Below are 14,660 nucleotides of genomic sequence, written 5' to 3' on the forward strand. Positions count from 1 at the left end.
CGTATTTAATATTCCCATACAAATCCCCTGAATAATATTTCTTCTACAAATTCTAAAAATATCCATACGCATATGATTTCTCATTTGACCTGCTTTTCTCCATATTTAACTTATTTCCTTAGTTCCGTCACCTATTCCAGTCAAATAAAAATCAGCTTCATATCCTATTTTGCTTTTATACATTTGACCAACTTTATCTATAAAATCCCCTACATCTTCATCTTTTACAAGAGCTATGGCACATCCTCCAAATCCTGCACCTGTCATTCTTGCACCTATACATCCATCTTGTTCTAATGCAAGGCCCACTATGGTATCTAATTCAATACCTGTTACCCCATATAAATTTTTCAAAGAGTAATGGGATTCTATAAGCAATTGTCCTAACTCAAGTATGTCTCCATTTTCTAAAGCTGTACAAGCCTTTAAAACCCTTTGATTTTCATAAACCACATGACCAGCTCTATTTTTAATATTGTCTTCATCTAAATATTTCTCTAGCTTCTCAAACTCCTCTATTGTAAGCTGACATAGATTATCTATATTTATATGTTTTTTAAGAATACTCAATGCTTTCTCGCATTCATCTCTTCTTTCATTATACTTCGAATCATTTAACTCTCTTCTTTTGTTAGTGTTCATAATAACTAATTTATAATCTTTAATATTTATTTTCACGTACTTATAAATTAGACTATTACAGTCTAAAAGCATAGCATTATTTGCTTTACCCATGACTACAGCAAATTGATCCATTACACCGCATTTCACTCCAATAAAATCATTTTCTGATTTTTGAGAAATCTTGATTAAATCCATTTTAGATATTGCTCCATCATTAAATAGATTGTTTATCATTTCAGCTATTAGTAGCTCCAAAGAAGCAGAAGAAGAAAGGCCTGCCCCATTTGGAATGTTTCCCCATACCAGTATATCCATTCCCGAAACCTTGTAGCCATTTTTTTTCATAAAAAAAATAACGCCTTTAGGATAATTAGCCCAGCCATGCTCACTTTCATATTTTAAATCTTCTATATCAACTTCAACCTTTAATTCAAAGTTCTCAGATACAAGTCTTATTTTATTGTCGTCTCTTTTTTGGACACAGCCATAGGTACCTAATTGGGTAGCACAGGGTAATACATATCCTCCGTTATAATCTATATGCTCCCCTATTAAATTCACCCTACTGGGAGAAAAGAACGTCCTCGACTCTCCGTTATTACCGTAAAGCATATAAAACCTCTGTTTTAAACTAGATAAGTCCATTTTCACACCTCATCTTAATTATTTAGAATTTTTACTAGAAAATTTTCTATAAGCTTCTCTAAGCTCTTCTGCTGTTTCCTCAACATTTCTTGGATTGCAATTAGCCCAAGCTCCAGTCTCTGAGGATGCATTGTACTTTATTTTGTCAGATTCTCTTAGAGGTGGATAAAATTCCACATGAAAATGAAAATACTTATCGTAGTCCCCATACTCTGCCGAATTTACAGGTGCTTGATGTATTGCCATCATATAAGGAAATACCTTATCATAAATTGAGTCAAAGGTACCTGTAATGTCTTTTAAAATTGAAGAAAAATTGTCCTTTTCTCTTTCTGTAAAATCAATCATTTTGCTCCTATGTTCCTTAGAAACTATAAATACTCCAAAGGGATAATCAGTAAAAAATGGAAGGTAGCATATAAAGTCTTCGTTCTCTATGATTATTCTCTTTTGAAACTCCTCTTCTTCTTTATTCATTCTACATATTAAGCATTCATTGTTTTCTTCATAATACTCTCTAGAAGATTCTAATTCCAATTGCAATTTTAGGGGTACAACTGAATAACCGTATATTTGCCCATGAGGATGAGGCATAGTCACCCCTACCTCTTTCCCTCTGTTTTCAAAGGGATAAATATATTTGATTTTTTCATCCTTAGAGAGCTCAATATATCTTTCACACCACAGGTCAACAAGTTTTCTCAAATGCTTTAAGTCTAGCTCCCATATCAATGCATCATGCTTTGGCGAGTACAATATTACTTCACATTTCCCATAAGCAGGTTTTGTCCTATAAAAATCGCTCCCTACATTTTCTGGTTCTGGTGGGCTCTGATCCAATGCAGGAAAATCATTGTCATACCTATATATATCATAATTCTCTGGGACTTTCCCTGAACCTGGACAAAAAGGGCACCAAGCTTTAGGCATTTGAGGTCTATTTTGTCTATGGGATGCTACAATCGTCCAGTCCTTTAATAAAGGATTCCATCTCAATTCCGCCATACACTAAGCCTCCTTAACTTCCATGTATATAGTCCAACAAAACTCTTCATATGGCTTAAGCCTCGTTACTTTCTCGTTTTGAATAGCTAATTCTAAAGAATCATAATGCCCAGTTGAAGGCTCAATAGCGCAATTATACTCCCCTTTAAATCCACCCTTAGTAACCCATACACCTAAATAAGGTATTTTTTCAGAATCATATCTCAGAACATACACTATATTTTCATTCTCATAATGTAGTCCTACTTCACCATTTTTTATTTGGTCTAAGAAATAATATTTATAGGATCTATTGTCCTTATAGTTCTTAAGTAAAGATAAATCTATTGAGTCTTCAGCCATGCTTTTAGCTATAGGGAAAAGGTTCTTTTTCCCTATCATTCCTAATACATCATTTTCGTGAACATTCAATATGCTTTGGGCTTCTTTAGGAACTAATGTCCTTGTTCCATCATCAAATACATTAAGTCCATGTAATGCCCATAAAAAATCTATACTTTCATTTTCTAGGTTTTTGACTTTGTAATCTATTTTTAAAATATTATCCACTTGGAATGCCAAAGTTTTATGAAATTGTAATGGAAGTTTTTTTAATTTTACTTCCCCTCTTACAGCATTATTCCTAATCTCTACATTCCAAGGTACGCTCCATACTTCACCATGGTCTGGCAATTGACGTCCCTTATATACACACTCATCTATAGTGGGTATCATTTCATCTAATCCTGAAGTATCATATTTTTCAAAGGGTGCACCATAATGTGGTATGTCATATGAGCCTTTTTCAGGCTGAAAAAGTAATTCTTTATCCTTTGAAATATATTTAAATGAAGCTATTTTGAAACCTAATTTAGGCAATATTTTAATCTGCAAATACTTGCTTTCCATTATTATTGCATCCATATTAAAATGCTTTCCGTCTCTTATCTGCACCATTTTCACAAATCCACCTATTTATTTTCTTTTACCACAGCTTTCTTTAACTATTAGCTTAGTATTATATACCACTTTTTTAGTTTTCGTATGCTTTCCCTTTATCATATCAATTAACACTGACGCTGAATTTTTACCTATTTCCTGCATATTTAAATCAACAGTTGTAATTTTAGGATGATTTACACTTGAAAGTAATGTATTATCAAAACCAATTACAGACATATCCTCAGGAACTTTGACTTTAGCTTTATTGCAAGCATTTATTACTCCTACAGCCATCAGATCATTACATGCAAAAATGGCAGTTCCTCTATCTTTAGAGTTTATAAACTCTCTACATATTGCTTCTGTCTTTTTTACTACTTCCAAACTATTTCCCATTCCTACAGATATTATTTTTTCATAGTTAAGGTTATTATCTTTCACAAACTGCCGGTATAAATCTTCCTTTAAGTCATAGGACAAACTCCTATCGCCACGAACAAAGGCTATTTCTCTATGTCCTAATTGCAGCAGATGCTTAAAAGCTTCTTTAGTTCCCACTTCTTCATCATAAGAAATAAAGTTGCATTTATACTTATTGGTATTTCCATTTATGATTATAATAGGAATTTTCTCAGATAAATTAGGGAAATAATTATTCTCCAGGTTCTCCATTGAGGGGTCAATAGCTATTATTCCATCCATATTTCTTGAAATAATACTATCAACTACTACCTTTTCCCTTTCTGTATCACCTTCTGTGATATATAGAGACATTGTAAATCCACTACTTACCAATACTCTATTAATCTCTTCAACTATTGTAGGGAAAAAAAGGTTAGTAATACCCGGCACAACTATTCCTACACTAGATGTGCTTTTAAGTATTAAACTTCGTGCTATTTCATTAGGCACATATCCTAATTCTTCAATAGCCTCTTCTATTTTTTTCCTTGTTTCCTCTTTTACTGGATAGTTATTATTTATGGCTCTTGATACAGTAGTAATAGAAACCCCTGCCTTTTCTGCCACATCATATATAGTAATTTCCATAGTCCCACCTCATAAAATAAGCCTTACTTTTTAACAATATATTTCCCCCTGTCTGTTGAGATAGCCTAGATATAAGATAAACAAGCATAATATATTTACACCTAATACTGCTGCTACCTCTGGGCTTACGCCTATTACAAACATATTTTCGCCTAATATTATTCCGTATAATATTATAACGGCTATAAGAGCCAATGTGGGTAAGTCCAGATTAAGAAGCAGTAAATCTTATTCAAATAGAATTAAAATATAGTTTATAAATGTTAGTAATATAAGAAGCTCCAATTTCGGGTCTAGCTAAGCTTAAATGCCTAGCACTACAAATTTATATCGTAATTTCAGTTTCTTTATCGAAAATATACATTTCATCCATATTAAAGCTTAAGTTAATATCTTTCATTCTTTCTGCTTTAGTTGAGGATTCTACATTTGCAACAAAATTTATATCTTTACTTATAAGATATAAATTTACCATAGAGCCCATGTTCTCAATAACATCAACTTTAGCAGTTATTTGAGCATTCTGATTTAATTTAATGAACTCTGGATCATCACTAATATGTTCTGGTCTTATCCCAAATATTATCTCTTTATCAATATAGCCCTTGTTCTCAATAACCTTAGCTCTATTCTCGGGAACTTCAAGCTTTACATCATTAAATCTAATGTAGAGCTTATTATTTTCTTTAGTTATCTTACTTTCTATAAAATTCATTGGAGGGTTCCCTATAAATCCTGCAACAAATAAATTTATAGGTTTTTTATATATATTATTAGGTGTGTCTACCTGTTGAATGATTCCATCTTTCATAACTACAATTCTATCCCCCATTGTCATAGCCTCTACCTGATCATGGGTAACATAAATAAAAGTTGTATTTAATCTTTTATGCAGCTTTAAAATTTCAGTTCTCATTTGAACCCTAAGCTTAGCATCCAAGTTTGACAAAGGCTCGTCCATTAAAAAAACCTCTGGCTCTCTGACAATCGCTCTTCCAAGCGCAACCCTTTGCCTTTGCCCACCAGATAATGCCTTGGGCTTTCTATGAAGATACTCTTCTATATCCAGTATTTTTGCTGCATTCTCAACTTTTTCTTTGATTTCCTTCTTTGGTGTCTTTCTCATCTTCAAACTAAATGCCATATTATCAAATACCGTCATATGAGGATATAATGCATAGTTTTGAAAAACCATAGCTATGTCTCTATCCTTCGGCTCCACATCATTACAAAGTCTGTCACCTATATAAAGCTCTCCTGAACTTATTTCCTCAAGGCCTGCAATCATTCTTAGGGTAGTTGATTTACCACACCCTGAAGGTCCCACCAAAACTAAAAATTCTTTATCCCTAATATGAAGATCAACATTATTAACAGCTAAAACATCTCCTGGATAAACCTTGCAAATATTGTTTAAAACTACATCTGCCATTTTATCGCCTCCTAAACCTTTATTCACAACATTATATTAAATATTCCATGCATAATAAAAGCAACATTCCTGCGGACCAGCTAAAGTTTGTACAATGAAGTCCTTCTCCATTTTCAGGATTATAATTTTCCCTTATGACTTCACCATCAACCATACCACCTTGGATATTCTCAACTATTTTCTTTGCTAATTCTTTAGCTTCATCTTCATAACCATTGTTCTTTAAACCCTTTACTGCAAAATATGCCTGATCAAGCCAAACTGGTCCTCTCCAGTATCTTTCCGGCTCATATCTTTCATTATCCTTTGAAGCTGTAGGAAAAGGAACTTTGGTATTAAATTTAGTCTCATCAACTAAAATATTCTTCACCATTTCTGCTTGTTTTTTTGAGGCCGCTTCTGCCCAAAGAGGAATAGCTCCTTCTATTCCCTTGCCTCTGTTTACAAGGGGTTTCTTAGTGTCAATATCTACATCATAGAAAAATCCTGTTTCCTCATCAAACATATTTCTTTGTATAAAATTCTTTACATATTCTGCTTCTTTTTTATATTTATTTGCATCAGAAGCTTTGTTTAATACTTCTGCAATTCTTTCCAGATACCTTTTTTCTGCATAAAGATAAGAGTTTAAATCCACAGATTCCTGATTAATAGAATAACCAATAAGCTCTCCATCTTCATTTATATTTTCAAGAACCCTAACCCCATAGTCCATATCAAATCTAACAGCATTATCCATTCCACTTTCCCAGGCAGCCGCTCTTATTATTTCCTCTTCTGTGTTGTTTAAAGCATCTACAGAACCGCCATACTCAGCAATGCCATTTTTGTCATTGTCCCTGGCAATATACCACCAATTGTGATAATTAACCAGTTTAGGATACATTTCCTCAAGGAATGACTTATCTCCACTAGATTCATAAACCTCCCATACTGCCCATGCTGCAAGGGGTGGCTTTGAATTTCGTTCATTCCAGTTTCTACCTTTTTCCCCAGGATAATTGTATTCATTTTTATTATAAAATATGGCATCTATAACCATCCCATCATCTCTTTGATAATCAAAAATTGCTCTTATATTATCCTTGGCAAGCTCTGGTGCAAAGCTTGTAACCGCTACTGCCTGTTTCCATGAATCCCAGGCCCACATCCCGCTAAACCATTTATAAGATATGGATGGAGTAATTCCATCTCTTTTTATTGCCCCAGCAGGACTTCTCCAATTGGTTATTAAGGTTTCCATTGTTTTTACAATCAGTTTATCATAATCACGATTTTCACCCTTTAAAGTATTCTTAAGATATTTTTCCCATCTTAATTCGTTATCTTTAATATATTCTAATGGGTTTTTAAGTATATTTGCTATTTTTTCACTTTCCCTATCTTTTTCATTCACAGTAAAGGTATAGGTGTTTGCAGTATTTATGGTATATTCCTTTTCTGGTTTTATAGATATTTCGTCTATTTCAATTATGTATTTTCTCCCATCGGTTTCAACATCCACTTCAAAGGGATATATAACTTCATATTCCATTTCATTCGAAGTAAAAGCATCCCATGTCCAATTTACATTCGGGAATTTAGCCTTTACTCCATTTTTGCAAGCTTCTAATTTAATATCCAATGCTTTACTGTCGTTGAGACTAGAGTGTTCTAGTAGTTCACCATCCCAACTTAGTTTTAAATTTAGATCTTTGTTGGTTTTATTTTGAATTCTTGTCGTAACAAGAGCCGTCCTGTTTGTAACAAATCTAAGCTCTATATTTAGAGTCAGATCTTTCATATTATATCTTTGTACTAATAATCCTGGGTAATATGATAAATCTATATCTTCACAATCTGCCAATCTAATCTCTTCTACATTTTTACTATTATATATTTTTATACGATTAAAAGATTTACTTAACCAGCGTCCATACTCCTGAGCAATATATAATGGGCCTATAAAACCTCCATAATATTCTTTGTCACCTATCCCTGGAAGATGGTATGCATGCCACGCGCCCATATCGGAAAATGGATTTATTTCGAGATTTGTATCAGGTACTGCTTTATTTGGAACTCCTTTTACATCTACTATATCTCTAAATTGATATCTGATATTTTTAGTTTCTAAGGAGGGTTTTTTACTGCAGCCCACCATAGTAGATACTATAAACAGACACGCAAACAGCTTTACAATTATTTCAATAGCTAACCTCATATAAACACTCCCATAAATACTTATATTTATTCTTTTAATGACCCCAGCATGCTACCCTTAACAAAATGCTTTTGTACAAAGGGGTAAATACACAGAATTGGCAGAGTTGAAATAACTATGGTACTGTATTTAATTAACCCCTTATATGCTTCAGCCTGAATAAATTGTGCAGAGCCTCGAGGAAGATTCATCATTTCCCTCATATCACCGGATATAAGTATTTCACGCAGAATAAGCTGCAATGGATATTTTCCTCTATCATCTAGGAAAATCATTGCATTAAACCATGAATTCCATTGACCTACCGCATACATTAATACCATAACTGCCATAGTTGCCTTGCAACTAGGTATGACAATCTTAAATAAAATAGTAAAATCATTAGCACCATCCATTTTTGCAGATTCTATAAGGCTTTTAGGTACTTTTTTAAATGCTGTTCTAAGTACAATAAGGCTCCATGCAGATATGGCTGATGGTAAAATAATTGCCCATCTAGTATCTCTTAAACCAAGTCTTTCCACCTGTAAAAAGAATGGAATCAAACCTCCGCTAAAAAACATGGTTACAGTAACCATTAGCATCAGAGGTTTCTTAAATAATAATTCGTCCTGAGCAAGCACATAAGCAGAAATTGCGGTAAAAAATATACTTATGCCTGTTCCTGCAACAACATAAAAAACCGTATTTAAAAAGCCTTTCATAATACTTGGATTCTTAAAAACTAAAGAATAACCTTGGAGAGTAAATCCTAAAGGTTTATATAAAAGTCCTTTATGCTGCATAAGGAGATATGGATCACTTAAGGATGCAAATAATACATACAAAAGAGGGTATACGCATACAACCATAAGAGCTATCAACAGTATTACATTAAATACATCAAAAATCTTTCCGCCTGTAATTTTCTTTGCAGGCTTTATTTTTTTTGAGCCTTGTTTTGCTAACATTCTATCCCTCCTACCATAAACTTTCTTCGGTTACTTTCTTACTGATCTTATTTGCTATTATGAGTAAAGCAAATCCAATTGCTGATTCAAAAAGACCTACTGCTGTACTGAAACTATATTCGCCACCTCTAACGCCTTTTCTATATACATAACTAGATATAACGTCAGAAGTTTCATATGTCAGTGGATTGTACAAATTAATAATCTTTTGGGAGCCTACACTCATAAGCCCACCGATATTAAGTATAAACATTACAATAATAGTTGGAGCTAAGCCTGGTAGAGTAACATGGAGCATTTGCTTCCATCTTCCTGCCCCATCAATTTTAGCTGCCTCATATAGGGAAGGATCTATTCCCGAAAGAGCGGCAAGAAATATTATACTGTCCCAGCCAATACTCTGCCATAACCCAGAGCCTATGTAAATGGTTCTAAACCACTCAGGCTTTGTAAGCCAATTTACAGGCTCTACCCCAAAGTTTACAAGTATTGAGTTTATCAAGCCATCAGTTGATGTAAAATCCACGATCAAGCCACATATTACTACCAGCGATATAAAATGAGGTAAATAAGTGATTGTCTGCACACTTCTCTTAAATTTTTCATTTTTTATTTCATTTAGCAACAATGATAAAATAATAGCTGCTGGGAATCCCCATGCTAAGGAGTAAAGACTCAACAGTGCTGTATTTTTTAGTGTTCTCATAAAATATATGCTGCCGAAAAAATTTCTGAAATGCTTAAGCCCCACCCATGGACTTCCCCATACGCCTAGCCTTGGGTTGAAATCCTTAAAACCTATAAGTACCCCATACATAGGCATATAGCTAAACAGGATAAAAAATATTATCATTGGTATAGCCATCATGTAAACATATTTATGCTTTTTAAAGTCTTTTTTGACTTTTTCCCATTTTGTTTTCTTCTTTTCAACAGGTTTATTATCTATTTGTTTTGTCGTATCCACAAGCACATCTCCTTTCTACTGAAACCTTCAATAAATTCTGAAGAGGCAAAAGCCTCCTCAGAATTTCAGAATAATTGATTAGCTTATCTGCTATTGTATCTATCAAGTGCATCTTGATAAATCTTTATTGCTTTATCTATATCCATTTTTTTGAGCTGTGCTACAAAGTTATCAAATTCGCTTAATGGTTCTTCTCCTACTATAAACTTTAATACCATTTCATCTTTATAAGTAGCTATATCTGTCATGACATTTGAATACATTTCATCATCTTCTGGAGTAAAGTTTACTGGAGGTATTACAAGATCTGTTCCTGCTTTTGTCCATTGCTCCATACAATCGTAATCGATGTCTGTAAACCCTGGTGTTGCAGTATAATCTCTTAAATATGGACCTACCTCTAATTTATACTTATTAGATACTGACCAGAAATCAAGCCCATCTGGGTTATTTGTTAAAAGCTCAGTAAATTGTGGTTTACCATCTACCATATTGTAGCTTACACCTTCTATACCGTAATTAAACAGCATAAAACCGTCTTGGCTATATGCATAGTCAAACCACTTAACTATAGCCGCTGGATTTTTAGCTGAAGTTGTAATAACAGCCTCATAGCCTCCGTTTCTATTATTGACTACCCTGTAATTTACTTTCTGACCAGGTTTTAGTGATGGCTGTACCCCAGCTACAAATTTTGCCTTAGGGTCAGTTGACTTAATTGCTGCCTGATATTGGTCTACCAGTGCATATTCAGTAATATATATTCCAGTTTCTCCTGAAGTAATTAAATTGGCTCTAGCTTTACTATCTCTTGTAGTGAAGTCCTTATCCAAAAGACCCTCATTATACCATTTGTTCATAGTAGTGAGATATTCTTTAAATTCTGGCTGCATAGGAGCGTACTTAATTACATTATCCTTTTTATAAAAACCAGGTCCAATGTCCCAAGCACTTATAATAGTTCCATATGGATCTATACCTCTAGTACTTATCACTAATGGTGCCTTAGCATTTTTCTTTAGCTTAAACTGGGTTAGTACATTATGCCACTCGTCTATGGTAGTTGGAATTTCTAATCCAAGGTCCTCAAGCCAGTCGCCACGGAAAACTGGTCCCCACCATGCAGGCTCATTTGGATCTATACCAATTACAGGAAAAGCATAGATATTTCCCCCATCTGTCATCGTCTGCCTTGCTAATTCAGGATCTTCTTCTCTTAGCTTTTTGAAATTAGGCGCATATTTGTCAATCAACTCATTAAGCCTTAGGTAAACTCCATCTTCTATGGCTTTATCCATACCACCTTTGTAATCTCCAGCATATGTCTGGATAACATCAGGCAATTCCTTTGAATTTAATAGAAGATTAAATTTCTCTGATTCTTCTCCCTCTGTAGGATGAATGAAATCCACATGAACTCCAGTCCTTTTTTCCAGTTCCTTGTACATTTCGCTTTCATTTAGACTTTGAATATATTGGTTTGGAGAAAAAGGTACCCAGTATTTAATTGTAATTTTTTCATTTGGGTCGTTTTCTGCTGATATTTGCTTATCTTCTTTCTTACACCCAACCATACTTGATAATATAAGCATGGTAATAAAAATTAATATCAACACTTTTTTCCCTTTCATAATATAACCCTCCTTATTTTATTATCAATTGCACCATAACTTTTATAATGCAATTAAGGTCGTTCTAAAGATCCTCTCCCTCACAAAATGGCCTTAATACCATGGCAAACTCGAAATCACACGGTTTAAGACTGTACTGCGGTTGTGGAACTGGCCCACAGCTATTGCTTCCAAGTCCATGATGCTTATAGTCGATATTTAATGTAATAAAGTCTCTTTTTCTAAGATCTGTTAAATGCTTAGCTTTTTCTATATCTTCTGTAGTATAGTAATGGGCACTAAAGTTAAGATATTCTTTACCTGTAGTCACAAAGCCCATTCCCCTTTCATCAGTTAAAGCTACCCATTTTACATCAGTTCTATTTCCATTGTCCTGAGGATATACATAGGGAGTATATAAACCATCTACGGTGCTACTATATATCCCGAAAGTATTAGCTTCCTTGCTGTCAACATAGGATTCCCCCGGTCCTCTTCCATACCATTTAACCCTTTCCATTTCATCTGGTAATTTCATCTGTAGCCCAATCTTAGGGAATGACTCTGGAAGATTTCCTCTTGGATTTCCCTTTACAGTTATGGATACTTCACCGCTACCACATATCTTATAGGAATACTTACATCCTATGGCCCAGTCACCATTTGGTGGTGATACAAGAGTATCCACATTTATAGTTACCTCTTTATTCTCTATCTCTGTCTCTACATTATCAATTCTATGCTGTATCATATGGATTCCTTTTTCATTCCACCTTTTTACAACATACATATCATTGTCTATAGGCGCCCTCCAAAGATTTAATCTAGGGCCTTCCTTCAAAATATTTACTCCTTCATAGTTCCAGGATAAAAGTTGTCCTTTAAGCTTATTGAATATAAAGTTAAAATTATATCCTTTAATATCCACAAACTTATTATCTTCTTTAACAGTTAGACTGGATATATTTTTCTCTACAATAACTGCCTTTTTTGAATAATTATTTGGCAATTTAAACTGCTCCCAGGCAATGACATGGCCTTTATCTGCCCAGATAGTATCAACAGCTAATACAAACTGAATATTTAACCATAAATCTGTTTTCAATTTATATTTTTTATTAAGATCAATAGGTATTGTTATATCTTTACTATCACCTGGTTTAACATCACGCATATTTAATATCCCACTTTGAAGCTTTCTGCCATCACCAAAAATATCCCAATGTAAATTTACATGATCTAAGGATAAAAAATCATATATATTTTTAACATTTATTTTACCTTTATCTAAATCAATTTCTTCTACCTTAATAGGCTCTATTATCTTTTTATATTCAAGTAAGCCTGGGGTAGGAGTTCTATCTGGCATCAACAATCCATCGCAGCAGAAGTTTGAATTATTTGGCTCATCTCCAAAATCTCCACCATAAGCAAAGTATTCTCTGCCATCTTCCGTGTATCTTCTGAGGCCATGATCAACCCATTCCCATACAAAGCCGCCTTGAAGTCTTTTATATTTATAGAAGATATCCCAATACTCTTTAAGTCCACCAGGACCATTTCCCATAGCATGGGCATATTCACATAGAATATGTGGCTTATCCATATTTTCTTTTCTCCCATGCTCCTCCATTCTTCCATGATTAGAATACATAGTGCTTACCACATCCGCTACCTCTGCATCACTATCTCCCTCATAGTGAACTAATCGAGAAGAATCTCTATTGTGACACCAATCCGCCATAGCCTTGAAATTAGGTCCAAATCCTGACTCGTTGCCCAAAGACCACATTATAATGGATGGATGGTTTTTATCTCTTTCTACCATTCTCTCGATTCTGTCCACATAAGCCTTCTCCCATTTTGGATCCACGCTTATTTCACTAATATCGCCCATTAACTCAAATCCATGACATTCTAAATCTGCCTCATCTATAACATATAACCCATACTCATCGCAAAGATCATAAAACCTTGGATGATTTGGATAATGAGCAGTACGAACGGCATTTATATTGTGCTTCTTCATTAGTACTACATCTTCTTCCATTGCGTAAAAAGGTACAGCTCTTCCTAAATCAGGATGTACTTCATGACGATTAACACCCTTTAACATTATAGGTACGCCATTTACAAGGAAGTTCCCATCCTTTACCTTTATGTTTCTAAACCCTACTTTAACAGGTGCAACTTCTAAGACCTTATCCTCATAGTCTTTAAGAATTATGAGAAAATCATATAGATACGGAGTCTCTGCAGACCATTTATTAGGTTGATTTACTGGTAGTTTTGCCTGAATTGTATTTGTAGAATTTGCAGCTAAATCTATATCTGCGACTGTTTCATTTATTACTAATGCGTTTTCATCTTGCAAAATATATTCTATTTTATATCCTTCTTCATCTCTAGAATTAACATTTTCTATTACAGTTTCTATATTGAGTACTCCATTTTCATAATTCTCGTCCAAATCAGTCTTAATAAAAAAGTCCCTAATATGTATATTGTTCCTAGCAATTAGTGCCACATCTCTAAATATACCACTTAACCACCACATATCTTGGTCTTCTAAATAACTGCCATCTGTCCATTGATAAACTCTCACAGCTAAAGTATTTTCACCAGCATTTATATATGGAGTAATATCAAATTCTGAAGGCATTCTACTTCCTTGACTATATCCTACTTCCTTTCCATTAACCCAAAGGTGAAATCCACTATCTACTCCTTCAAATCTAATGAGTATTTGCAGACCTTTCCAACTATCAGGTATAAAGAAGGTTCTTCTATAACAACCCGTTGGGTTTTCTGATGGAACTCTAGGAGGATCTACTGGAAATGGATATATTAAGTCTGTATAATGAGGATAACCATATCCTTGCAGCTGCCAATTTGCAGGTACCCTGATATCTGCCCAACTGCTCACATCAAAATTTTTCTCATAAAAACCTTCTGGGGATTCTTCAGGAGAATCAAAATATTGAAACTTCCACATTCCATTGAGAATCTTAAAGCCCTTTGCTCTTCTTCGCTCAAAAGACAGAGCCGAATCTACATCGGTATAAGATATAAAATAGGCTCTGCTATTTAATCTATTACGATGTAAAATCTCCAAATTGTCCAAATCTCTCGAATTTACCATTGTTTGACCCCCTTGAATAATGATCTTTATCTATAGAAAACGTTTTCTATGAGTATATTTTATTTTATCATATCACATATCAAGTATAATTCAATATTACATTTTTAAATT

The 14,660-nt window shown here is 34.0% G+C and carries 10 protein-coding genes; all 10 read right to left on the reverse strand.

Features of this window, described 5'->3' with window-relative positions:
• Positions 1–105 precede the first annotated feature (105 nt).
• Positions 106–1,269, reverse strand: coding sequence for a galactokinase (locus QO263_RS16260; protein ID WP_285623654.1), 1,164 nt, complete (start codon positions 1,267–1,269; stop codon positions 106–108).
• 18 nt (positions 1,270–1,287) lie between these two features.
• The gene (gene galT / locus QO263_RS16265; RefSeq protein WP_285623656.1) at positions 1,288–2,274 is read right to left on the reverse strand and encodes a galactose-1-phosphate uridylyltransferase; all 987 of its coding nucleotides are present in this window, start codon (positions 2,272–2,274) and stop codon (positions 1,288–1,290) included.
• A 3-nt stretch (positions 2,275–2,277) separates the two neighbouring features.
• On the reverse strand, positions 2,278–3,210 hold the full coding sequence (locus QO263_RS16270; protein WP_285623659.1) for an aldose epimerase family protein: 933 nt from the start codon (positions 3,208–3,210) through the stop codon (positions 2,278–2,280).
• Between the two features lie 18 nt (positions 3,211–3,228).
• Positions 3,229–4,245 (reverse strand): LacI family DNA-binding transcriptional regulator, encoded by a 1,017-nt coding sequence (locus QO263_RS16275; RefSeq protein WP_285623661.1) that lies wholly within the window; start codon positions 4,243–4,245, stop codon positions 3,229–3,231.
• Between the two features lie 325 nt (positions 4,246–4,570).
• On the reverse strand, positions 4,571–5,677 hold the full coding sequence (locus QO263_RS16280) for an ABC transporter ATP-binding protein (RefSeq protein ID WP_285623663.1): 1,107 nt from the start codon (positions 5,675–5,677) through the stop codon (positions 4,571–4,573).
• A gap of 31 nt (positions 5,678–5,708) precedes the next feature.
• Positions 5,709–7,880 carry an MGH1-like glycoside hydrolase domain-containing protein gene (locus tag QO263_RS16285; RefSeq protein ID WP_285623665.1) on the reverse strand — a complete coding sequence of 724 codons (2,172 nt, stop codon included), beginning with the start codon at positions 7,878–7,880 and terminating at the stop codon, positions 5,709–5,711.
• A 26-nt stretch (positions 7,881–7,906) separates the two neighbouring features.
• Positions 7,907–8,830, reverse strand: coding sequence for a carbohydrate ABC transporter permease (locus QO263_RS16290; protein ID WP_285623668.1), 924 nt, complete (start codon positions 8,828–8,830; stop codon positions 7,907–7,909).
• A 10-nt stretch (positions 8,831–8,840) separates the two neighbouring features.
• Positions 8,841–9,797 carry an ABC transporter permease gene (locus QO263_RS16295; RefSeq protein WP_285623670.1) on the reverse strand — a complete coding sequence of 319 codons (957 nt, stop codon included), beginning with the start codon at positions 9,795–9,797 and terminating at the stop codon, positions 8,841–8,843.
• A gap of 83 nt (positions 9,798–9,880) precedes the next feature.
• A complete protein-coding gene (locus QO263_RS16300; RefSeq protein ID WP_285623673.1) occupies positions 9,881–11,428 on the reverse strand; it encodes an extracellular solute-binding protein in 1,548 nt (515 codons plus the stop codon).
• Positions 11,429–11,492: 64 nt separating this feature from the next.
• On the reverse strand, positions 11,493–14,549 hold the full coding sequence (gene ebgA, locus QO263_RS16305) for a beta-galactosidase subunit alpha (RefSeq protein ID WP_285623676.1): 3,057 nt from the start codon (positions 14,547–14,549) through the stop codon (positions 11,493–11,495).
• Between the last annotated feature and the right edge of the window lie 111 nt (positions 14,550–14,660).

The organism is Proteiniborus sp. MB09-C3 (genome assembly GCF_030263895.1).
Classification (GTDB): domain Bacteria; phylum Bacillota; class Clostridia; order Tissierellales; family Proteiniboraceae; genus Proteiniborus.